Below are 23815 nucleotides of genomic sequence, written 5' to 3' on the forward strand. Positions count from 1 at the left end.
CACAAACAAGATACCATTAAAATTAAAAGCTATAAAAGAACAGACCGTTTCAAAGCTAGCTTTGAAACGGTCTGTGAATCTATTAACTTAGTCCAATAATCTGTAACGCTTATTTAGGACTAGTCAAGGTTTTTTTTATGCCTCTACTTCAGCTTCTGGCTTCGAGAAGTCCATGGCTGCCAATCGTTTGTACGATGCGTAACGCCATTTTGCGTTGTCTTCGGCTGCAACAAACAGTTCGTCGGCAACGGCCGGGAACGATTTCTTGAGTGAAGTGTAACGTACCTCGCCATTCAGGAACTCCTGGAATTTAGTCCATTCAGGTTCTTTTGAATCCAACTGGAACGGGTTTTTACCTTCGGCTTCCAACAGCGGGTTGTAGCGGTACAAGTGCCAGTATCCTGATTCCACTGCTTTTTTCTCTTCTTCCTGAGTACGACCCATGCTCGCGCGCAGACCGTGGTTGATACAAGGAGCGTAAGCAATGATAATTGACGGACCCGGATATGCTTCAGCTTCGCGCAGCGCTTTGAAGTACTGCGACTGGTTAGCGCCCATGGCCACCTGTGCCACGTAAACATAACCATAGCTCATCATCATGGCGCCCAAATCTTTTTTGCGAACACGTTTACCGGCTGCAGCAAATTTAGCAACGGCACCTACCGGAGTAGATTTTGATGACTGACCACCGGTGTTTGAATACACTTCGGTATCCATTACCAGTACGTTTACATCTTCGCCGCTGGCCATTACGTGGTCGAGACCACCGTAACCGATGTCGTATGCCCAACCGTCACCACCGAATACCCAGATTGATTTTTTCACCAGGTATTGTTTCAGGCTTTTGATTTCAGCTGCGTATTTGCTATCGCTGTTTTTGATTACTTCCAATACTTTATTGGATGCAACAATTGAACCTTCACCGTCATTCTTTTGAGCGATCCATTCAGCAAAAGCTTCTTTTTCAGCTTCTGATGCACCGTTCGAAAGGGCAGTGGTCATGATGTCTTCGATACGGTTGCGTTGTGCAGAAACACCTTCAGCAAAACCAAAACCGTATTCGGCGTTGTCTTCGAACAGTGAGTTTGCCCATGCCGGACCGTGACCCGATTGTTTGTGTTTACAGTATGGAGTTGAAGGAGCCGAACCACCGTAGATAGAAGAACATCCGGTAGCGTTGGCAACCATCATGCGCTCGCCGTACAACTGAGTGATCAGTTTAATGTATGGAGTTTCACCACAACCTGCACAAGCTCCCGAGAACTCGAACAATGGCTGAGCGAACTGTGAGTTTTTAACCGATTTGGTTTTGTCAACCACGGTTTCTTTCACCGTTACTTTGCTGTCCATGTAGTTCCAGCGCTCTATTTCAGCCTGCTGTGTTCCAAGCGGCTTCATAACAAGTGCTTTTTCTTTTGAAGGACAAACATCGGCACAGTTACCGCAACCTGTACAGTCGAGTGGCGATACCTGGATACGGAAATTCAATCCGCCAAACATTTTTGAAGGAGTGGCAGTTTTTACTTCAGTTCCGGCTGGTGCTGCGTCCACTTCTGCTTCATCCATCAGGAACGGACGAATAGCAGCGTGAGGACAAACGTACGCACACTGGTTACACTGGATACAGTTGTCGGCCTGCCATTCAGGTACGTTAACAGCGATACCGCGTTTTTCGTAAGCAGCTGTTCCGAGCGGAAATTGTCCGTCTTCCGATCCAACAAAAGTTGAAACAGGAAGATCGTCACCACGCTGGCCGTTGATTACGTCAACAACTTTGCGGATGTATGAAGGACGTGCTGATTCTTCATCGTCGCCTTTCAGTACGATGTTTTTCCATTCGGCCGGTACTTCTACTTTTACCACATTTTTACCACCGGCGTCAACTGCAGCGTAGTTCATGTTTACAATGTTCTCGCCTTTTTTACCGTATGATTTTACAATGGCTTTTTTCATTTGTTCCACCGCCATTTCATAAGGAATTACTTCAGTAATTTTGAAGAATGCCGATTGCATGATGGTGTTGGTACGGGTTCCCAATCCAAGTTCTTCACCCAGTTTGGTACCGTTGATGATGTAGAAGCTGATATCGTTTGTTGCCATGTATTTTTTCATACTGTCAGGCAACTGATTTTTTGTTTCTTCTTCGTCCCAGATCGAGTTCAAAAGGAAAGAACCTCCTTTTTTCAAACCTTTCAATACATCGTACAGATGAATGTAGGCAGGAACGTGACAGGCAACAAAGTCGGGAGTGGTTACCAGGTAAGTCGAGCGAATAGGTTTGTCGCCAAAACGCAGGTGAGAACAGGTAAAACCACCCGATTTTTTTGAGTCGTACTGGAAGTAACCCTGACACATTTTGTCAGTTGCACTACCGATAATTTTGATCGAGTTTTTGTTGGCACCAACCGTTCCGTCAGAACCCAAACCGTAGAATTTAGCCTGGTAAGTTCCTTCCGGAGTCATGTTGATCTCTTCTTTCATCGGGAGCGATGTAAAAGTTACGTCGTCAACAATACCGATGGTAAATGCATTTTTCGGCTCATTCATTTCAAGGTTTTCGTAAACCGAAAGAATCTGAGCAGGAGTAGTATCTTTTGATCCCAAACCATAACGGCCACCAACGATAAGCGGCGCATTTTCTTTTCCGTAGAAATGAGAGCGGATATCGAGGTACAATGGTTCTCCGGCAGCTCCCGGTTCTTTTGCACGATCGAGAACAGCAATTCTTTTAACTGTTGAAGGAAGTGCTTCAACAAAGTGTTTTGCTGAGAATGGACGGAACAGGTGAACCGAAATCAAACCTACTTTTTTACCCTGGGCAGCCAGGTAATCGATGGTTTCTTTGATGGTTTCGGTAGCCGAACCCATTGCAATAATGATGTTTTCAGCATCCGGCGCTCCGTAATAGTCGAACGGACGATAGCTGCGACCGGTAATTTTGCCTACCTGATCCATGTAGTCGGCTACAATATCAGGAACTGCATCGTAAAATTTGTTGGCAGATTCTTTTGCCTGGAAGAAAATATCGGGGTTTTGAGCTGTACCGCGGGTTACAGGATGTTCAGGATTCAACGCTCTGTCGCGGAATGCCTGTATCGCTTCCATATCTACCAGCGGAAGCATGTCTTCCATTTCAATGGCTTCGATCTTCTGGATTTCGTGTGATGTGCGGAAACCGTCGAAGAAAGCCAGGAAAGGAACTCTTGATTTCAGGGTAGCCAGGTGAGCAACACCTGCAAGGTCCATTTCTTCCTGAACAGAACCGGCAGCAAGCATAGCAAAACCGGTCTGGCGTGCAGCGTAAACGTCGCTGTGGTCACCAAAGATCGACAAAGCATGACCTGCAAGAGCACGTGCACTTACGTGGAATACGGTTGGAAGAAGCTCGCCTGCAATTTTATACATGTTAGGAATCATTAATAACAATCCCTGAGAAGCAGTATAAGTTGATGTTAATGCTCCTGATTGCAATGCTCCGTGAACAGCGCCTGCTGCACCTGCTTCACTTTGCATTTCTGCCAAACGTACCGGGCGTCCGAACATGTTTTTCTTACCAAAAGCAGCCCATTCATCCACATACTCAGCCATAGTTGAAGACGGTGTAATAGGATAGATACAGGCAACTTCACTGAACATGTAACTCATATGCGCCGCAGCGTAGTTTCCGTCACATGTAATGAATTTTTTTTGTTTTGCCATTTTTATTTGCGTTTTTAATTTATTAGTTGCTTGATTTTTTTCTTAGTATAAAAATCCGAAAAGCCATAATGGAATTTTTTTGCCCTGTCCGATTTCAATGACATCAGACGCCGCATAAACATCACCTTCTGCTTGCAGTTTTCTACCTCCCACATTAAACGGATATTTACCGTCGACACAGAAATCGGCGACCGGCGATTTCGACAGTGTTCTTTTATAACCTACCTGGTTGTAAAAGAAGGTCTGGCGCATGGTCAGGTTGTCGGTATTATCGGGCGCAATCGCATGCAGCAGGTTGGTATTGTGCATGTATACTTTGTCCGGTTTTTTCATTTGATCTTCGTCTCCACCGCCGTTGGCGTATAGAAGATTGATCAGCCTTGCGTTTTTGAGGTATTTCAGGTAATTCATTACCGTTGCACGCGAGGTCTCAATCGATCCGGCCAGTTTACTTACATTCGGTGTAAACGGTGTTTCCGAGGCCAGTAAAAGAAGCAATTTTCTTAGCTTCGACAAGTATTTGAATTCGATTTGGTTGATGTACGGTACATCAATTTCCAAGGCAAAATTTATGTTTTTGAGCAAGCGGTCAGTATAGAAATTCGGATCATCCATGTAATACGGGAAATATCCGGTTTTCAGATAGTCGTCGAAATAGGCCAGCGGGCGAATTTCCCCTACTATTTCCTGAGCGATGGCTACATGATTGGCCAATATGTCTTCGAAACGATATACTTTAAAATTCTTGCCGGTTTGGTGATTCAGGTATTCTCTGAATGAAAGTCCTTCCAGGTGATAAATCTTTGCAAGTCCTTCCAAATCCGGGTTTCCTTCAGTAATTCTTAATACAGGCGAAGATGAAAAGATGATCTGAATTTCAGGAATTTCATCCATACATTTTCTAAGATCTTCCGACCAGTCGGGGTATTTCTGAATTTGATCGAGTACCAGTATTTTTCCACCCCTTTTGGCAAATTCATCAGCAAACGAACTGATTTTTCTTTTGGTGAAATAGAAATTGTTGAGGTTCAGGTACAGAACATCGTTACTGTCGAAATGATACTTACGGATATAGTCCAGCAGAAAGGTTGTTTTTCCAACTCCTCTGAATCCTTTGATACAGATTAAGCGGTGGCTCCAGTCTATATTGTCCATCAGTTCCCGTTTGATGGTTTCTTTCTGACTGACGAGCAAAGATTTATGTATCTGCTGAAAAAATTCCAAGGTATTTGCTTTTTATGAGGTTGCTAAAATTGCTATCTATACATAGCAAAAATAGCAAAAATTTGTCATTTACTGAAGTTGATAATGAGCAGTTCGCTCTTTTATTTTGCTTATTAATGTACAGTTAAACTTACACCAAACCCGAGAATCCCATAAACGCCATTGCCAGGATACCCGCTGTAATTAAGGCAATTGGAGTTCCTTTTAATCCCTTCGGAACATTTTGTAAGTCGAGGTGTTCGCGAATACCTGCAAAAAGGATCAGCGCGAGTCCAAAACCAATAGCATTTGAAACGGCGTAAATCACCCCTTCCACCAGGTTAAATTCTTTTTGTATGGTCAAAATCGCAACACCCAAAATCGCACAGTTAGTGGTGATTAACGGAAGAAAAATACCCAGAGCCTGGTAAAGTGGAGGGCTTACCTTTTTCAGAATAATTTCAACCAGCTGAACCAGTGCTGCAATTATCAGGATAAATGCAATGGTTTGCAGATAAGCCAGGCCGAATTTGTTCAAAACATAATTTTGAACGAGGTACGTAACGATGGTTGCCAAAACCATTACAAATGCTACTGCACCTGTCATTCCGACGGCGGTAGAGATACGTTTGGAAACCCCCAGAAACGGGCAAATTCCCAAAAATTTCATTAGTACAATGTTGTTGACTAATATGGCGCTTATTGCAATTACTAAATAATTCATTTTTCCCTCCTAGTTCTTTTTCATTCGGTTGATGATGGCAATTAAATAGCCCAGTACGATAAAGGCACCCGGTGCCAGTACAAAAAGAAGTGTTACAAAATTTTCAGAGTACAATGTCAGGTTGAAGATTTTGCCGCTTCCGAGAACTTCCCTGATACTTCCAAGCAGTACCAGTGCAAAGCTGAATCCCAATCCAATTCCCAGTCCGTCGAGTGCCGATGAGAGGGGATTGTTTTTCGATGCAAAAGCTTCGGCACGACCCAGTACGATACAGTTCACAACGATCAGGGGGATGAATAACCCAAGACTTTTGTACAGGGCAGGAACAAAGGCCTGCATCAGTAACTGAACAACCGTAACAAAAGCGGCAATGATTACAATGAAAGCAGGAATCCTTACTTTGTCAGGAATAACACCTTTTACAAGCGAAATGGCGATGTTCGACATCATCAAAACAAAGGTGGTGGCCAGGCCCATTCCCAAACCATTTATGGCTGAAGAAGTAACCCCCAGAGTAGGACACATCCCGAGTACCAATACAAATACCGGGTTTTCTTTTATAAATCCTTTCGAAAAATTTTTCCACTGATTCATATTTCCTTAGTTTAGAGTTTAGTGTTCAGTGTTTCGAGTTATTCCTCTTATCAACTAAATCTACTAAACTTATACTTATTTACTTTTTATATTTTTCGCCTTTCAGTTCGCTTTCCTTTAAATGACTGATTAAGCCTCGGTCCAATTTTCCGACTTCATCGGCTAAATCGTATGCCTTTTGGAACTCTTCCTGATTAATATATTTGTTGTCCAGAGCACGATAAAGTTGAGAACGAACTTCTCCGACAGAACCTTTAGAGATGAACAGAAATTGAACAAACTCTTTATTCCCACCTCTTTCAAATCCTTCTGCAATATTATCCATGGCTGAACCCGACGAACCTTTTATTTGATTCACCAGTTTAAAGTCTTTTGAAAAAGCATCGTAACCCGTGTAAACGTTAATGAGTTTACAAAGCTCTCTGGCTTTTTGCCAGGCGATGATATCTTCAAATTGATTAAACGTTGCCATTTTCTTTGAACTTTAAACTCTGAACTCTGAACTATTTTTTCTGTTCGTAAGCGGTGTATCCTCTGCGTATAGCGTCGAGGAAAGCACGTGAAGAGATGGTTGAAGCGGTGATTGCGTCAATGTCGCCACCATCTTTTGTTACCGTGAGATTTGTGGTCTCCGGGTTTTTCCCAATTACGTTCTGCTTTGTCTTTGCAGGGTCCGGATTTCTAAACCAGGTATCCATTTTTGATCCTAGTCCCGGAGTCTCTGCATGATCAAGGACCGAGTAACCTGAAATATTTCCATCCTTGTCGATACCGACCATAATTGAAATGTTACCGCTGAATCCAAGTCTGGTATAAGTGCTGATGGCTGTTCCTACAAGTTCGCCTCCCTTGAATGCAGGGAACAATTGGATACTGTCTCCACCGGCTTCGGTCAAAACTTTATAACTGGTCCCCAGTTCGTCAAATTCAGGAAGAACCTGGGTGATCGCTTCTGTTTGTGCTTTAATTTTTGCTGCTTCGATAGGCGCTTTGGTAAAGTCGTACACATAACCCAGTGCAGCGGCAGCAATTCCGGTTACTAAAACCAGGGTTACTACCATATTTGTAAAAGTCGATTCTTTCTTTGCCATCTTATTGTCCTCCGAATCGTTTGGGTTTAATGTAATAGTTGAGTAGCGGGGTTACAGCATTCATAATCAGAATCGCAAATGAGATACCTTCGGGGTAGGCACCAAACATACGAATGTTGATGGTGATCAGCCCAATTCCAATTCCGTAAATGATCTGTGCTTTCGGATTCATGGGTGAAGTCACCATATCGGTTGCCATAAAAACAGCACCTAACATTAATCCCCCTGCCATAATGTGGTAAACCGGATTAACGTACATTTCAGGATTGATCATCCAGAAGATTCCGGAGAATACCAATACTGTGGCCAGAATTGATACAGGAATATGCCAGGTAATTACCTTTTTCCAGATCATATAAATTCCACCTAAAACCAGCAAGAACGCCGATACTTCTCCCAGCGAACCGGCATTCATACCAAGTGCCATATCAGTGAGGTCGGGTAGTCCCTGTATTTTCGAGATCGGAACTCCGTTTTTTACACTTTCTTTAATCAATGCCAGAGGCGTTGCAGCAGATACTGCATCAACCGATGCCAGTTTTATCCCTGGCCACGAAGTCATTTGAACCGGGAACGACAACAACAAAAACACACGACCTACCAAAGCCGGGTTAAAAATGTTGCTTCCCAGGCCCCCAAACGAAAGTTTACCAATTCCCATCGATGCCAGCGCACCAATAAGAATGATCCACCACGGAAGGCTCGACGGAACGTTAAAGGCCAGTAATATACCTGTAATAATTGCCGATCCATCGGTAACCGAAGGTGTAACTTTCATCAGGTATTTTTGAATAAGGTATTCGAAAGCCACACAGGCTGCAACCGCAATCAGTGTTACGCGCAGAGCATCAACCCCGAACATAAATACTGACCAGGCCAACGCCGGAATCATGGCGTAGATCACCCGGTACATGATTTTTTGTGTCGAGTCGCTCGAATGTACGTGCGGCGAAGGCGAAACTGTTAATAATTTACTCATTATGCAGTTTATTGTTTATAGTTCAAAGTTTAAAGTTCAAAGATTCTTGTCGCGATGTTCTTCTGTGCGAAAATCATTTCTTCTGTAACTTTAGACATTTTTGTTTATTATTTCAGAATAATATTTTAAACTGGCCTCTATTTCCCCTCCTTGGGAGGGGTTCGGGGAGGCATTTATTTTTTTCTTGAACGAATGATTTGACCCACTTTCCCTTTTCCAAAACGGATGTAGTCGAGCAGTGGCCGGTTGGAAGGACAGGTGTAGCTGCACGAGCCACATTCGATACAGTCCATAACCTTTTCTTTTTCGGCGCGGTCAAAAATTTGTTTTTCTCCCAAAGTCATCAAAAGGAAAGGTTCCAGGCCCATCGGACAAACCGAAACACAACGGGAACAACGAATACAGGCGATGATTTCTTCCCGTTTCGATTCTTCTTGTTTCATCAGCAGTATGCCCGAAGTTCCTTTTGTTACCGGAACATCCAGTGAGCTGATGGCGCGTCCCATCATTGGTCCGCCGCTGATGATTTTTCCTGTGTTTTCAGGTAATCCGCCTGCTGCTTCCACCAATTCTGAAGTAGCCGTTCCAATCCTAACCAAAAAGTTGGAGGGTTGTGAAACGCCTTTACCAGTAATGGTAACTACGCGTTCAAACAGCGGTTTATTTTTTTGTACTGCTTCGTAAACGGCAAAAGCAGTACCCACATTGCTTACTACAGCGCCAACTGCAATTGGTAGTGCACCTGACGGAACTTCGCGACCGGTAACGGCATTGATCAGCTGTTTCTCACCTCCCTGGGGGTATTGAACTTTCAGCGCAACAACACTTATTCCGGCAACTGACTTGCATTTTTCGGAAAGGAGCTCAATCGCGTCAGGTTTGTTGTTTTCGATTCCGATTACCGCTTTGTCCACATTCATGGCCTTCATCAGCAATTGGATACCCACCATAATTTCATCGGCCTTTTCCAGCATTAAGCGATGATCGGAAGTAAGATAAGGCTCACACTCCACGCCATTGATCAGCAGTACTTCGGCTTTCATTCCCTTTGGAGGAACCAGTTTTACGTGGGTAGGAAAGGTGGCGCCACCTAAACCTACAATACCGGAATCCTGAATTTTCCTGACGATTTCAGCGCCATCAAGCGAAATTTCACTTACCAGTGTTTCTGAACGGTCGATGTCTTCCATCCACTCGTCGCTTTCCACATCGATAAAAATTCCTTGTTTGGGATAACCCGAGCTGTCAGCCGAGAAATCTATTTTTTTAACTGTTCCTGAAACGGAAGAATGAATGTTGGTGGAAACAAAGCTACTGCTTTGTGCAATGATCTGTCCCACTTTTACTTTGTCGCCTTTTTTCACAACCGGTGTTGCCGGTGCTCCGATGTGCTGTGCCACCGGAATAAATACCGCCGACGGAATCGAAAGAACTTCGATTTTCCGGTCTTTCGACAATTTATTTTCGGGAGGATGTACTCCGCCTATTTTGAACGTTTTTAACATCCTTAATTATTTAGCTATTGGTTTCAACTTCTACTTCGGGTTTCACTTTTCGCGGAGGAAAGTTCAGCTCGATAATTGCATTGGTTGGGCAAACTGCCACACATTTGCGACACAGTTTACATTTGTCGGAGTCGATAAATGCCAGGTTGTTTTCCATGGTGATGGCATCAAACGGACACTCTTTGAAGCATTTGCTGCAACCGATACAGGCAACGCTACAAGCCTTTTTCGCAGCAGCGCCTTTGTCCTGGTTACGACAGGCCACCACTACTTTCCGGTCTTTTGGCATTTTCTTGCGCAGTTCGATCAGGTTTTTCGGACAGGCATCCACGCATGCTCCGCAGGCCACACATTTGTCGTCGAGGATGAGCGGAACGCCCATGCCGGCGCGCAGGTCGATGGCATCGAAGTCGCAGGCATCCACACAATCGCCGTAGCCCAGACAGCCATACTGGCAATCGGTTTCGCCACTGTATACCGACGATGCGATGGCACAGGTTGTTGCGCCGTCGAATTGACTGGTTTTTGGACGGTTGTCGCAGGTTCCGTTACAGCGGATAAAAGCCACACGCGGATCTTTCTTAACGGCTTCCAGCCCCAGAATAGAGGCTACTTGTCCCATGGTTTCGTTTCCTCCAACCGGACAGTTCAAGTCGCCCAGTTCGCTGGCCTTCACACAAGCTTCGGCAAAAGCCCTGCAGCCTGCAAAACCACATCCTCCGCAGTTGGCTCCCGGAAGCGCCCCTTCTACATCGTCGATACGCGGATCTTCAAAAACCTTGAATTTTTGTGCCACAAAGTAAAGGATGACAGCCGCAGCTCCACCGATTACAACAAGTGTGACAATGGTATATACAACAGTGATACTCATTTGTTAATCAGTTTCTTCAAGTTCGAATTTGAATATTTTTTTTAATAGATGCCTAAAAAAATATAATGTTATATAGTATGGAATCAGAATTGCCAGCGAAATCAGCCCCGATTGTAATTCATTACCGGTAACCGATTGCATAACGATCAATGTCAACATTACGAAGAGGAAGGGAACGATGTACCCCCAGAGCAGCGCTGCAAAACCTTTTGATTCCTTAAAGAGAATGGTGACTTCCTGTCCGACTTTGTAATCACCCTTGTAATCAGTGATTTCAATTTCCTTGTCCTGGTAGTCGGCTACAGTGCAGGCTCCCTGAGCATGGCAGGAAGAACAAGCCGACTGGTTAATGATGGTGACAATTAACGAGCTGTTGTTCACTGCTTTTACAAAACCTTTATGTCGAATATCTGTAGTCGTCACTTTAAATTTTGCTATTTAGAGATTGCAAATGTATGCATTGGTTTGAATCTACAAGTGACAAAAAATTAATTTTTCTGAAATCTCAGAAATTTAGAAATAGTCTAAATTTAGTTTTCTGTACCTTCCATTTTTGAATTTGAAAGTTCTTCTTCTTTTATGGAATTAATATCCCAGGCGCATTCCGATTCGTGTATCAGATAGTTCTTTTCTGCCTGAAGCGTATCGGAGACCTGTTCCGAGAATCGTCTGCTTTCTCTGATAAAACGGTTGTGGTCTTCGAGCCAGTGTTCGTACAATTCGTCGGTGATCTGGTCTTCGTGATGTTTGAATGTGCGTGATATTCGGTAAGCTTCGTAGCGGTTAAAACCAAGCTCAACCAAGGCTTTTGCTCCCAGTTCGTTGGCCGAATCAAAGGTTTCACGCTGAACGATACGAACATTTAAGTTGTAAAACTCGAAGGTGTGAAAAATGTCTTTTGCCCGCGCCAGAATTTTCACCTTCGGATATTTCTCCCGCACATATTTGGCCACTTTTAATGCATCGTCGTGCTCGGCCATACTGAGTATCAACATGCGGGCATTTTGAATTCCCGCCTTTTCTAGCATTTGTGACCGGGTTACATCTCCGAAATAGAGCTTGAACCCATATTTCCGCAGCACTTCAACATTACTTGGGTTGTTGTCGAGAATGGTAACTTTTATGTTGTTAGCCAGCAGAATACGACCAATCACCAATCCGAAACGGCCAAACCCGGCAAGTATAACCGGGCTTTCCTGTTCGTCGACTTCGTCGTATTCCGGTTTATTTTGACGGCGTGCCAAAATCGGACTTACCGCTTTGTCGTTAAAAATCAGCAGTAAAGGCGAGATGGCCATCGAAAGTGTGACGATTAACAATAGCATGGAAGCGGTTTTTTCGTCGAACAACTGGTTTTGTTTCGAAAAGGAAATCAAAACAAAACTGAATTCGCTGGACTGTGCGAGTAAAAAGGCAAACAGAAACTCAAAACCTTTTCTCAATCTGAAAATGCGTCCCAAAATCAACAGAACTATGAATTTTACGACGATCAGCAAAATGACAAAAAAGACAACTGTTCCCGGATTTTCGACGAGTAAGTTAAAATTTATACTCGCGCCAACCGAGATAAAGAATAAGCCAAGAAGCAGCCCTTTAAACGGATCAATCGTAATCTCGAGTTCGTGGCGGTATTCGCTGTCGGCCAAAACCACACCGGCAATAAAAGTTCCCAACGCGGGGGAAAGACCGATTTTGTCCATGCCAAGCGCGATCCCGATGACCATCAGCAAGGATAGGGCAACGAACACTTCGTGTAAGCCTGTTTCTGCAATTAACCGGAAAACATAACGCGCCATAAAACGCCCCACAACCACCAATGCAGCAATGGCGCCGATAATGATTAAAAGCTGCAGCCAGCCGGGGAGTTGTGCCATTCCTCCAATTTTGCTCAGGCTCGAGTCAGACAAAGCGGCCGGTTGCCCCAAAGTGGCAATAAGAGGTAAAAGCGCTAGAATGGGGATAACTGCCATATCCTGAAACAGTAGAACCGAGAAAGCAGATTTTCCGGCAATGTTTCGCATTAATCCTTTTTCCGACAAAGTTTGAAGCACAATTGCAGTGGAAGATAAAGCAAAGATCAGCCCGATGGCAATAGCGCGGTTGATTTGAAAGTTGAATGCCAGCGAAATAACGGTAATAACTCCTGCGGTAATCAGAACCTGCAGTCCGCCAAGCCCAAAAATGGATTTTCGCATTTTCCACAAAAGGGATGGTTCCAGTTCCAGGCCGATTATAAACAGCATCAATACCACACCAAACTCGGCAAAATGCATTACATCGTCGGCATCGTTACCGATAAGTCCCAACACAAACGGCCCGATAAGGATTCCTGCCAGCAAATAACCCAAAACAGAACCCAGTCCGAGTTTTTTGGCCAGCGGAACCGAAATAACTGCCGCTCCCAGGTAAATGAGTGCCTGTGTGAAAAAATCCTGATTATGCATTTGATGTTGTTAAGTGGTTGAAATATTCTACGTTTTCAAAATCCTTTTCAGGATACTTTTCGTCTCTCAGTCCCGTGATTGCTTCTAGGTAACGGGCAGCTTGTTTGTTTAGCTCAGCTGGCGTGATGGTGTGCGCGCCATGTGTTACAAAAGGGGGCAGGTATCGCATTCTGCACAGCGTTGCCGATTGTTTGAACGGGATCAGGAATTCGTTTACAGAGTAATGATGACTCCCGGTTTCGGTGTACACTTCCTGCCGCCCACCCGTCGACACGGCCGACAGGACCCATTTCCCTTGTAAGGCACGCCCGGTTCTCCCGTAGGCAAAACCATGTTGGAGGACCAGGTCCATCCACTCTTTTAAAATGGCCGGAGCGCTGTACCAGTAAAAAGGATGGTGCCATACGATGATGTCGTGTTCCACCAGCAGCTTTTTTTCTTTTTCGACGTCGATAAAGAAATCGGGGTAATTTTCGTACAGTTCGTTGATCGTTACATTTTCGAGTCCCCGCACCGCACCAATCAATGCGCTGTTGATCATCGATTTATGAAAGGCAGGGTGGGCAAATAAAATCAATATCTTCTTCATATTTGTCGGCGGATATTTCGCGTTGTTCGTATTGTGCTGCTATTATGGAGTAAAATAATCATTTTAGAAATGCCTTCAAGAAGAAAAATTGAAAAAGCTTGCATGTTTTTTGTAAGAATGGCCAATCGAAAAACGGTAGCATATGTTAGGCTTTATAACTCAAATCGGTTAAATAACATAATTTATTGTGTGAAAAACTCTTCCTTGCGGGAAGGTAAGTGAAACATATTAGCTACTTTTAAAATGCCGCAGAGATCAATCCTTGTGAAAATAATGCATTGTTTTTGATGCCCGGTCCAAATTCATAATAAAACTGAAAAACGAATAACGATAACCCAATGAAAAAATTGATTTTCCCCATCGTAGCTTTGTTGATCATGGCTGTTTCGTGCACAAAAAGCGAGAGAAAAACAGTTACAACCGATGTTGCATTTAGCCGCTATGTGCAGGCGTTTACCAGCGGTGTTATTTCCAGCGAATCCACCATTTCGGTGTACATGTCGCAGCCTGTTGAAGGTGAAATAAACACTGAAGATCTGTTTCGGTTTAAACCGGAAGTTAAAGGAAAAACAGTGTTGGTGGGAGGACGCATTTTTGAATTCAGGCCGGATGAAGCGCTAAAGCCCGGAACCAATTACAAAGCCGAGTTTGCATTGGGCAAAGTTCTAAAAGTGGAGAGTAAATTTCAGCAATTGCCTTTCGAATTTGCTACCGTAAAGCAAACCTATTCGATCACCGTGGAGGGACTGAGAAATTACGAAGGGTTGAATTCCACGCAAATGCAGTTGACAGGATATGTTTTAACGGCAGATGTTGCCGATTCGGACCCGATTGAAAAAATTGTAACGGTTACCGCCAATGGAAAAGACCTGCCGGTAGCCTGGAATCATGACAGCAACCGTCGCAAGCACTTTTTTACGGTCGACAGCATTGCGCGCATGCAGGACGATGCAGGAAAAGTAATCGTTAAATGGGATGGCAGCCCGCTGAATGCCGATGTTTCAGGAACAAAGGAATTGGAAATTCCGGCGTTGAGTACGTTCAAAATATTGGAGGCGACTGTTGTTCAGCAGCCCGAGCAGTATGTAAGTGTTCGTTTTTCGGATCCGCTTTTAAAGACTCAGGATTTGGAAGGATTGATTGAGATGGATAACACCAAAGACCTGCGGCTGGAAATTGATGGGAATGTGGTGAAAGTGTGGCCCGGTAAACGTGTTTCGGGAGTAAGGACGATGAATGTGTATGAGGGGATAAAAAGCGCGAATTATGCCCGTTTAAAATCGGCAGAGACTTTCATTCTTAAGTTCACCAATGCCGAGCCGGCACTGCGTTTGATCGGTAAAGGAGTGATTGTTCCGGAAAACGACCACCTCGAATTTCCTTTTGAAGCCATTAGTCTGAACGCTGTGGATGTGCGTTTAATTGAAATTTACAAGGATAATATTGCTCAGTTTTTACAGGAAAACCGATTAAACGGAAGTTCGGAGTTGAAACGTGTCGGGAGATTGGTGTACGAAGGAAAGGTTGATTTGATGGCCGACAATCCGGTAAATTACAACGAATGGAATACTTTCAAAATTGATCTGGCCAAACTGGTTAAACTTCAGCAGGGGGCCGTTTACCGGGTAGAACTTCGCTTTTGCAAGGAGTATTCGCAATATGTTTGTCAGGAGGATTCTGCGAAGGAGGAAATTCCCGAAATCAGCTTGTCAACCGGTGAAGATTACGAAACCGAGTGGGATGCGCCGGGTTGGTACAGCGACTATTATTATCCTCCGGGGTATATTTGGGAAGAGCAAGACAATCCGTGTCACGTTTCCTATTACAACTCCGATCGTTTTGTGAGCCGGAACATCATGGCGTCGCAACTTGGTATTATTGCAAAGGAAGGTCGCGATCACCGCATGTTATTTGCCGTCTCGAACCTGGTTTCAACCAACCCGGAAGCGGATGTTGAACTCCAGCTTTACAATTATCAAAACCAATGGATTGAAACCATCAAAACGGATGCAAGGGGATTTGCCAGCGTTGATTTGAAAAAGAAACCGTTTCTTCTGGTCGCAAAAAAAGGCAGCCAGTTTGGCTATCTGCGCCTTGATGACGGAACCTCGCTTTCGGTGAGTAATTTCAATGTGGCGGGACAGGAGATCACCGACGGGATGAAAGGTTTTATATACGGCGAACGCGATGTGTGGCGGCCGGGTGATACTTTATTTGTGAACTTCATTCTTGAAACAGCGTCAGATAATCCTGAAAATCATCCTGCAATTTTCAGCCTGATCAATCCAAAGGAACAGGTGGTTGAACGACGCGTGATTACCCATAACGAAAATGGTTTTTATCAGCTGACGACGCAAACCAAAAAAGATGCTCCTACCGGAAACTGGCGGGCTGAAGTACAGGTAGGCAATAGCACCTTTTCAAAACGGGTAAAAATAGAAACCATTAAACCGAACCGCTTAAAAATTGAACTCGGTTTACCCAAAGATAAGTTACTCGGAGTTGATGATAAGAATTTGCCGATCAGCGCTTCCTGGTTACATGGAACTCCGGCAAAATCGTTAAAAGCCAAAGTCGAAGTACTGTTTACAAAAAGTGCGACACAGTTTGCCGATTTTAGGAACTATACTTTTACCGATCCGGCAACACGGTTCTCGAACAAGGAAGAAACCATTTTCGATGCTCAACTCGACGAAACCGGAAAAGGAACGATTCCTTTAAATCTGGAAGGCTTGGACAATGCTCCGGGAATGTTGAATGCCTGGTTTACCTCGCGGGTGTTTGAATCCGGTGGCGATTTTAGTACTTCGGTTACCAAAGCCCTTTATTCTCCGTATTCCACGTATGTGGGAATTCGCATGCCCGAGTCGGAAGATAACTGGTACAAAACCGACACCGAATATCTGCCCGAGATTGTATTGGTCGATAAAAACGGGAAAGCAGCTTCGGGCGACGATCTGGAAGTGCGCCTCTACAAAGTGAACTGGCGCTGGTGGTGGGAGTCAGGTTCCGAAAGCCTTGCTCACTATGTTTCCGGAAGTTATTATCAGCCGGTTGCTTCGTGGGCCATTAAAGATGCCAAACCAAAATCGCAGGTCCGGTTGAACGTAAAATACAACAACTGGCAAGACAACGGCCGTTACTTCCTGTGGGTGAAAGACAATACTTCGGGGCATTCCGCGGGTATTACATTTTACATGTCGGAGTGGGGTGGCTGGCGTTCCGACGGGATGACGGAAGGCGCTACTATGTTGAGTATCCGCGCCGACAAGCAAAAATACAATGTAGGCGAAGACATTGAAGTGATCATTCCTTCGTCAAAAACCGGAAAAGCGCTGGTAAGTCTAGAAAACGGAACCGGGGTACTCGATATGTTTTGGATGGAAACTTCCGATAAACAAACCCGCTTTACCATAAAGGCTAAACCGGAAATGGCACCCAATTTCTATGTTCATGTGAGTTTAATCCAGCCTTTTGGAAGTACTGAAAACGATGCACCGCTGCGGCTTTATGGCGTAATTCCGGTGGAAGTGGAGAATCCGGAAACCATTTTGAAGCCGGTAATTAAAGCTCCGGATGAAATTGAACCGGAAACAGACTACACGGTGGAAATTTCGGAAGCCAATAACAAGAAAATGACTTACACATTGGCCATTGTTGATGAAGGCTTGCTGGGACTGACGAATTATTCTACACCAAATCCACATGCAACTTTTTACCAGCGCGAAGCTCTGGGCGTGAAAACCTGGGATTTGTACGATTATGTAGCCGGCGCTTACGGCGCCCGTCTCGAAAAAGCTTTTGCCGTAGGTGGCGATGACGAAATGGTAGACTCTGAAAAGAAAGAAGCCAACCGTTTTAAACCTGTGGTGCAGTTTGCCGGGCCGTTTACACTCGAGGCCGGGAAGAAACAAAAGCATACTTTCAAAATGCCGAATTATGTGGGCGCAGTTCGAATGATGGTGGTGGCCGGAAACCAGGGGGCTTACGGTGCTGAAGAGGTTTCGGTGCCTGTTCGGAAGGGCTTGATGTTGCTGGCAACAGTTCCGCGCATGCTGGCTCCACTCGAAACGTTTGATTTGCCGGTGGATGTTTTTGCGATGAAAAGCAATGTGAAAGATGTTTCGATCACCGTAAAAACCAACGATTTGTTTGAAATCGTTGGAAGCAAGGAGAACAAGCTTCAGTTTACCGAAACGGGCGAGAAAATGAGTTATTTCAAACTGAAAGTGAAAGCTCAAAGTGGTGTTGGAAAAATTGTGGTGGAAGCAAAATCGGGTAAAGAAATGGCGAGTTACGAAGTAGAAGTTCAGGTGCGCAATCCAAATCAGGCTGTTACCGTTCAGCAATCGAAACTGGTAAAAGGTGGCGAAAGCTGGAATTCAGAATTGCAAAACCCGGGAGAACCGGACAGTAACGAAGCCTGGGTGGAAGTTTCCGGATTTCCTCCGCTGAATCTGGCAAAATACCTCGATTATCTGATTCAATATCCGCACGGTTGTGTGGAACAGGTAACGTCTTCTGTTTTTCCACAGCTGTTTTTGGCGAATCTGACAACGGTTTATGCCGATCAGAAACTGAAGATCGAAACCAATATTCGTCAGGCTCTGATCAAATTACAGTCGTACCAGTTGGGAAGTGGTGGATTTAGTTACTGGCCGGGTTCGTCGTATGCCAACGAATGGGGGACCAGCTATGTAGGGCATTTCTTGGTTTGCGCTGAAAATGCCGGATATTCTTTGCCTTACGGAATGAAGGACAAGTGGGTGCGCTACCAGAAATCGGCGGCCCGTAACTGGAAAAAGGAACAGAGCAACACGAATATTTATTATTACCGGAATTACGATCTGAATCAGGCGTATCGTTTATACACGCTGGCTTTGGCCGGAAACCCTGACCTGGGGGCAATGAACCGCCTGCGCGAGAAAGGTTCCAAATCTCCGGATGTGCTTTGGAGGCTGGTTTCGGCGTATGTTTTGGCGGGTAAAAAGGAAATTGCACAACAATTGGTTGCCGGTTTATCGAGCGAAGTAGAAGAGTACAACGAAATGGGCGGAACATTTGGTTCGTCGCTGCGTGATAAGGCAATGATTCTGGAATCGCTTGTTTTGCTAGAGGAACAGGAAAATGCCTTCAGCATGTTACAGGAAATTTCCGACGACATTAATAAAAGTAGCTGGCTAAGTACGCAAACCGCTGCCTGGAGCCTGTTTTCTGCAGCACAGTTTTCTGAGAAGTTTTATAAAAACGGTAGCGAAACCGCTTACGATTTATCCGTTAACGGAGAAAAATCGAATGCCCGTACCCAGATTCCGGTCATTAAAATTCCGGTGAAAAATGGAAAAACAAAGCAGTTTTCGCTCAATTATAAAAATACAGGGGCAAATGCCACTTTTGTGCGTTTGGTTGCCAAAGGAATTCCGGCAGGAGTGGATTCTTCTTCTGCTGCAAGTAATTTATTGCTGGAGGTCAAATATCTTGATGCGGCCGGCAAGTCAATCGACCCGGCTTCCATTCAGCAGGGAACCGATTTCAAAATGGAAGTTACGGTGAAACACCCGGGCAAAAAGGTGAATTACGAAGAGATGGTGCTTTCCACTTTGGTTCCGTCGGGTTGGGAAATCCTTAATAAACGGTTGGGTGACGCTCCTCAAAACGATGCAAATTTCGAGTACCAGGATATTCGCGACGACCGGATTTATACTTATTTCGATCTGGAAATGGGCAAACAAAAAACATTTACGTTTTATCTGAATGCAGCGTACAAAGGCGAATTTTATCTTCCGCCGGCAAGCTGCGAAGCCATGTACGATAACAGTGTAAATGCCCGTCTTGGCGGAAAAATGGTGACGGTGAAGTAGAAATATGATCTAAGTGTTTGGAAGGAAAATTTATATAAAAAGAGCAGGGAGAAAATTATTGATCTTCCTGCTTTTGTTCCTGATGTTGTTTTTCATCGGAGGATGGCTGGTGCCGCGTCCGCTTTTCAAAACATCCTATTCAACTGTATTGGAGAGTAGCGAAGGCGAGTTGCTCGGCGCCCGCATTTCAGATGATGAACAGTGGCGTTTTCCGCCGGTGGATTCGGTTCCCGTGAAATACGAAAAATGTGTGCTGAATTTCGAAGACAAATATTTTTATTTCCATCCCGGAATTAATTTGTTTTCCATGGCCCGCGCTGTTTTTCAAAACATACGGGCGCGGAGAATCGTTTCGGGCGGTAGCACCATTACCATGCAGGTTTGCCGCCTGGCGCGCGGGCAAAAGGAACGAACGATAAAAAATAAACTGATCGAGATTTTCTGGGCACTACATGTGGAATTGCGGTATTCCAAATCCGAAATTCTGGAAATGTATGCTTCTCACGCACCGTTCGGAGGAAATGTGGTGGGGCTTGATGCTGCTGCCTGGCGTTATTTTGGCCGCGATCCCGGTCAGTTGTCGTGGGCCGAGGCAGCTACATTGGCGGTATTACCCAATGCTCCGTCGCTCATTTATCCCGGGCGTTTAGATCAGCGCTTAAAGCAAAAACGCGATCAGTTACTGAATCAATTGTTATTTGAAAACGAGATCGACAGCATTACGTATGATTTAGCCATTTCGGAGCCCTTACCTGAAAAGGTAAATGCGTTGCCTGAACTGGCTTTTCACATTACAGAAAAGGCGAATGCCGAAAAACACGGGCAAAGGATTCATTCGACACTTCGTTATGAACTTCAAAACCGCGTGAATGAAATTGTTGCCCGGCATCATCAGCGCTTGAAATCCAATTTTATCCATAACATGGCGGTGCTGGTGGTCGAAATTCCGTCGAAAAAAGTATTGGCTTATGTGGGAAACACAGCCAGTACCGATAGCACAGCGCATGGAAACCAGGTGGACGTTGTACAGGCGCCGCGAAGTACCGGAAGTATTTTGAAACCCTTTCTCTATTGCAAAATGCTAGACGATGGTTTGCTTTTGCCAACCATGTTGGAGCCTGATATTCCTGTTCGTTTGGGAGGTTTTACGCCTGTTAATTTTGATAGGGAGTACAACGGAGCTGTTCCGGCTGAAGAAGCGCTGGCGCGTTCTCTGAATATTCCGGCCGTTCATATGTTAAAAGATTACGGTGTCGGCCCGTTTTATTCTTTTCTGAAAAAAGCAGGGATGAGTTCCTTAAAAGAACAACCCGAACATTATGGTTTGTCGCTGATTTTGGGTGGGGCCGAAGTTAAATTATGGGACTTGGCCGGAATGTACGCATCGCTGGGAACCATTTTGAAACGATACGATGAGGAAGATGGGTTTTATTCATCCGATCCATTTAGCCCGTTAATCTGGGATGAAAACTTACAGATAACAGAAGAGGAACGGACACAGCCACTTGTACGGGCAGCATCGGTTTATTCCACATTCGATGCTTTGCTAAAAGTAAAACGCCCGGAGAGCGAAGCGGGGTGGGAGCATTTCGCACATTCACGAAAAATTGCCTGGAAAACCGGAACCAGTTTTGGTTTCAGAGATGCCTGGGCGGTTGGAGTTACTTCGCGGTATGTGGTGGCGGTTTGGTGTGGAAACGCCGACGGGGAGGGCCGTGCTGGTTTGACGGGTGTTACCGCAGCTGCACCGGTAATGTTCGATGTGTTTTCGTCACTTCCTTTTTCGGAATGGTTTCCGGTTCCTGTAGACGAAATGACAAGCATTGAGGTTTGTGCTGAGAGTGGTTATCGTCCGGGAAAATTTTGCCCTGAACGAAAAGTGGTGCAGATCCCGACAGGAAATAAAATAGGTGTTTGTCCGTGGCATCAGCGCATTCACTTAAATAAAGAGGGAACGCACCGTGTAAATGCCGATTGTTACCCGGTTTCGGAGATGCAACACAAAAGCTGGTTTGTTCTTCCTCCGGCCATGGAGTATTATTACAAACGTCAGAATGTTTTGTATGCAACTTTACCGCCGTTAATGCCCGGTTGTTCAGAAACAGAGCAGCAGCTGGAGTTTATTTATCCGCGCGAATGGAACCGGCTCTTTATTCCGGTTGATCTCGACGGAACTCCCGGAAAAATAATTTTTGATCTGGCTCACCGGTCAAATAATGTAACCGTGTACTGGTATCTAGATAATCGTTTCCTGGGGACAACAAAAAACGTACATCAGCTGGAACTGAGGCCAGACGAGGGCTGGCATAATATTACGGTAACCGATAATCTTGGAAATTCGTTGACAAAAAGGTTCAAAGTAGTTAACCGCTGACCGTTCAATTTCAGAGAGATGTATGTTATTATAATCCAAACAGGTTTCTCTTATCACTTAAATCATGAACTGATTTCGTAAAAGTTTGTAATTTTGCACCTGATTTTAGAGACAGGTATGACAGACATCAAGCTTAATACGATACCCGAAGCCATCGCTGCCATCAAAAATGGTGAGATGATTATTGTGGTAGACGATGAGGACAGAGAGAATGAAGGGGATTTGATTGTTGCTTCTGAATTGGTGACAACCGAGATCGTAAATTTTATGGCTAGTCAGGCGAGAGGCCTGATTTGTGTAGCCCTGACCGAAAAAAGATGTCAGGAACTCAGCCTGGATTTAATGGTGGGAAAAAACACATCGTCGAACGAGACTAATTTTACGGTTTCTGTCGATGCCATTCATCCCGAAGTAACAACGGGTATTTCTGCAGCCGACAGGGCGATCACCATCCGTATGTTGGTGGACGATAAAACCCGACCGGAACAACTCGGCCGCCCCGGACATATTTTCCCGTTAAAAGCAAAAAACCGCGGAGTGCTTCGAAGAAGCGGGCACACCGAAGCGGCAGTCGACCTTACCCGTTTGGCCGGATTAAAACCATCGGGAGTTCTGGTCGAAATAATGAACGAAGACGGAACAATGGCACGCTTGCCTCAATTGTACGAATTCTCTCAAAAACATAACCTGAAAATTGTAACCATAAAAGATTTGATTTCTTTTCTGTTTCAGAGCGAAAGCCTGATCGACAGGGGAGAAGAGGTCGAGTTACCTACTCAATTTGGAGATTTCAGAATCGTACCTTTCCGTCAGAAATCGAACGGAGCAGAACATGTCGCGTTGATCAAAGGCACATGGGATACTAACGAGCCCATTCTGGCGCGTGTGCATTCATCGTGTATGACCGGAGATATTTTTGGTTCGATGCGATGCGAATGCGGCGACCAGTTGCACAAGGCCATGGAAATGATCGAAAAAGCCGGGAAAGGTGTGATCGTTTATATGATGCAGGAAGGCCGGGGAATTGGCTTGCTCAATAAAATTGCAGCCTACAAATTGCAGGATCAGGGACTGGATACTGTGGAAGCTAACCTTCATCTGGGTTTTAAAGCCGATGAACGCGATTACGGTGTGGGAGCACAAATACTCTCGAATTTGGGTGTTACCAAAATGCGCCTGATGACCAACAACCCGGTGAAACGCGTGGGATTGGAAGGTTACGGGCTGGAAGTGACCGAAATTGTACCGGTTGAAATTCCGCCAAACGAACACAACCAGCGGTACATGAAAACCAAACGTGATCGAATGGGGCATCACCTGAAAGGTTTCAATTACGACAAATAACGGAACAGATTTCTTTGTCCACAACCCCAGAAAGAAGCTGCCTTTTGGGGCAGGAAGTATTGCTGAAAGGTAAAACGGGAAAGATTTTGCTTAAACTCATCTTCCCTTTTGTTAAATAACATTTCATTGCTTATTTTAGTCGAAATTTAAATCTCGAAACAATGGATGGAAAAACAAAAGCAATTGTTGCGCACATTTACTGGATTGGCTGGGTAATTGCGCTTATTTTGAATTCGAACGACAAGGATGAACTTGCCAGTTTTTACATTCGACAGCTGCTCGGCTTATTTTTGCTGAGTATCGTATTGTTATTTATTCCTATTATTGGTTGGATTGCGAATATTGTTGTGTTCGTATTTTGGATTATTAGCCTGATCGGAGCAATCAATGGTGAGAAAAAACTAATTCCTTTAGTAGGGAACTTATTTCAGGATTGGTTTAAAGCCCTGTAATAACATTTTTATTTTTCTGATTTAATCTTTCGATATCAGCATTTATGGTGAAATGGGTTGGAATTCATTTTCAGCTCATTTTTAT

16 protein-coding genes are annotated in these 23815 nt (G+C 44.6%); 4 read left to right on the forward strand and 12 right to left on the reverse strand.

Annotation, left to right across the window (positions count from 1 at the left end):
• Positions 1-135: 135 nt before the first annotated feature.
• The 12 genes from nifJ to MR764_RS04080 form a co-directional block, all read right to left on the reverse strand.
• Positions 136-3699 carry a pyruvate:ferredoxin (flavodoxin) oxidoreductase gene (nifJ, locus tag MR764_RS04025; RefSeq protein ID WP_247978108.1) on the reverse strand — a complete coding sequence of 1188 codons (3564 nt, stop codon included), beginning with the start codon at positions 3697-3699 and terminating at the stop codon, positions 136-138.
• Between the two features lie 42 nt (positions 3700-3741).
• Positions 3742-4854, reverse strand: coding sequence for an AAA family ATPase (locus tag MR764_RS04030; protein ID WP_247978109.1), 1113 nt, complete (start codon positions 4852-4854; stop codon positions 3742-3744).
• 199 nt (positions 4855-5053) lie between these two features.
• Complete coding sequence (gene rsxA, locus MR764_RS04035; RefSeq protein WP_247978110.1) at positions 5054-5626, reverse strand: electron transport complex subunit RsxA; 573 nt, start codon at positions 5624-5626, stop codon at positions 5054-5056.
• Positions 5627-5635: 9 nt separating this feature from the next.
• Positions 5636-6220, reverse strand: a complete 585-nt coding sequence (locus tag MR764_RS04040) for an electron transport complex subunit E (RefSeq protein ID WP_247978111.1) — start codon at positions 6218-6220, stop codon at positions 5636-5638.
• Positions 6221-6299: 79 nt separating this feature from the next.
• The gene (locus MR764_RS04045) at positions 6300-6692 is read right to left on the reverse strand and encodes a four helix bundle protein (protein ID WP_247978112.1); all 393 of its coding nucleotides are present in this window, start codon (positions 6690-6692) and stop codon (positions 6300-6302) included.
• Between the two features lie 31 nt (positions 6693-6723).
• Complete coding sequence (locus MR764_RS04050; RefSeq protein WP_247978113.1) at positions 6724-7311, reverse strand: RnfABCDGE type electron transport complex subunit G; 588 nt, start codon at positions 7309-7311, stop codon at positions 6724-6726.
• A 1-nt stretch (position 7312) separates the two neighbouring features.
• Positions 7313-8290: an RnfABCDGE type electron transport complex subunit D gene (locus tag MR764_RS04055; protein WP_247978114.1), complete on the reverse strand. Its 978-nt coding sequence runs from the start codon at positions 8288-8290 to the stop codon at positions 7313-7315.
• Between the two features lie 173 nt (positions 8291-8463).
• Positions 8464-9795 carry an electron transport complex subunit RsxC gene (rsxC, locus tag MR764_RS04060; RefSeq protein WP_247978115.1) on the reverse strand — a complete coding sequence of 444 codons (1332 nt, stop codon included), beginning with the start codon at positions 9793-9795 and terminating at the stop codon, positions 8464-8466.
• Positions 9796-9805: 10 nt separating this feature from the next.
• Entirely contained in the window at positions 9806-10666 is an 861-nt protein-coding gene (locus MR764_RS04065; RefSeq protein WP_247978116.1) for a Fe-S cluster domain-containing protein, read from the reverse strand.
• A 3-nt stretch (positions 10667-10669) separates the two neighbouring features.
• A complete protein-coding gene (locus MR764_RS04070; RefSeq protein ID WP_247978117.1) occupies positions 10670-11089 on the reverse strand; it encodes a SoxR reducing system RseC family protein in 420 nt (139 codons plus the stop codon).
• Positions 11090-11196: 107 nt separating this feature from the next.
• Positions 11197-13110, reverse strand: a complete 1914-nt coding sequence (locus MR764_RS04075) for a monovalent cation:proton antiporter-2 (CPA2) family protein (protein WP_247978118.1) — start codon at positions 13108-13110, stop codon at positions 11197-11199.
• Positions 13103-13699, reverse strand: coding sequence for an NAD(P)H-dependent oxidoreductase (locus MR764_RS04080; RefSeq protein WP_247978119.1), 597 nt, complete (start codon positions 13697-13699; stop codon positions 13103-13105). Before MR764_RS04080 ends, MR764_RS04075 begins: the two co-directional genes overlap by 8 nt.
• A 338-nt stretch (positions 13700-14037) precedes the next feature.
• On the opposite strand from MR764_RS04080, the gene MR764_RS04085 reads away from it, so the two are divergent.
• From MR764_RS04085 to MR764_RS04100, 4 genes are all read left to right on the forward strand, one after another.
• Positions 14038-19560, forward strand: coding sequence for an Ig-like domain-containing alpha-2-macroglobulin family protein (locus MR764_RS04085; protein ID WP_247978120.1), 5523 nt, complete (start codon positions 14038-14040; stop codon positions 19558-19560).
• A 13-nt stretch (positions 19561-19573) separates the two neighbouring features.
• The gene (pbpC, locus tag MR764_RS04090) at positions 19574-21934 is read left to right on the forward strand and encodes a penicillin-binding protein 1C (protein WP_247978121.1); all 2361 of its coding nucleotides are present in this window, start codon (positions 19574-19576) and stop codon (positions 21932-21934) included.
• A gap of 117 nt (positions 21935-22051) precedes the next feature.
• A complete protein-coding gene (locus MR764_RS04095) occupies positions 22052-23278 on the forward strand; it encodes a bifunctional 3,4-dihydroxy-2-butanone-4-phosphate synthase/GTP cyclohydrolase II (protein WP_247978122.1) in 1227 nt (408 codons plus the stop codon).
• Positions 23279-23439: 161 nt separating this feature from the next.
• Positions 23440-23730 (forward strand): hypothetical protein, encoded by a 291-nt coding sequence (locus MR764_RS04100; RefSeq protein ID WP_247978123.1) that lies wholly within the window; start codon positions 23440-23442, stop codon positions 23728-23730.
• Positions 23731-23815: the final 85 nt, after the last annotated feature.

This window comes from Maribellus sp. YY47, from assembly GCF_023111095.1.
Taxonomy (GTDB): Bacteria; Bacteroidota; Bacteroidia; order Bacteroidales; family Prolixibacteraceae; genus Draconibacterium.

Bases quoted from the DNA above. Each gene is read 5' to 3' on its own strand.
- nifJ (WP_247978108.1), bottom strand. From the start codon at position 3,699: ATGGCAAAACAAAAAAAATTCATTACATGTGACGGAAACTACGCTGCG.
- MR764_RS04030 (WP_247978109.1), bottom strand. From the start codon at position 4,854: ATGGACAATATAGACTGGAGCCACCGCTTAATCTGTATCAAAGGATTC.
- rsxA (WP_247978110.1), bottom strand. From the start codon at position 5,626: ATGAATTATTTAGTAATTGCAATAAGCGCCATATTAGTCAACAACATT.
- MR764_RS04040 (WP_247978111.1), bottom strand. From the start codon at position 6,220: ATGAATCAGTGGAAAAATTTTTCGAAAGGATTTATAAAAGAAAACCCG.
- MR764_RS04045 (WP_247978112.1), bottom strand. From the start codon at position 6,692: ATGGCAACGTTTAATCAATTTGAAGATATCATCGCCTGGCAAAAAGCC.
- MR764_RS04050 (WP_247978113.1), bottom strand. From the start codon at position 7,311: ATGGCAAAGAAAGAATCGACTTTTACAAATATGGTAGTAACCCTGGTT.
- MR764_RS04055 (WP_247978114.1), bottom strand. From the start codon at position 8,290: ATGAGTAAATTATTAACAGTTTCGCCTTCGCCGCACGTACATTCGAGC.
- rsxC (WP_247978115.1), bottom strand. From the start codon at position 9,795: ATGTTAAAAACGTTCAAAATAGGCGGAGTACATCCTCCCGAAAATAAA.
- MR764_RS04065 (WP_247978116.1), bottom strand. From the start codon at position 10,666: ATGAGTATCACTGTTGTATATACCATTGTCACACTTGTTGTAATCGGT.
- MR764_RS04075 (WP_247978118.1), bottom strand. From the start codon at position 13,110: ATGCATAATCAGGATTTTTTCACACAGGCACTCATTTACCTGGGAGCG.
- MR764_RS04080 (WP_247978119.1), bottom strand. From the start codon at position 13,699: ATGAAGAAGATATTGATTTTATTTGCCCACCCTGCCTTTCATAAATCG.
- MR764_RS04085 (WP_247978120.1), top strand. From the start codon at position 14,038: ATGAAAAAATTGATTTTCCCCATCGTAGCTTTGTTGATCATGGCTGTT.
- MR764_RS04095 (WP_247978122.1), top strand. From the start codon at position 22,052: ATGACAGACATCAAGCTTAATACGATACCCGAAGCCATCGCTGCCATC.
- MR764_RS04100 (WP_247978123.1), top strand. From the start codon at position 23,440: ATGGATGGAAAAACAAAAGCAATTGTTGCGCACATTTACTGGATTGGC.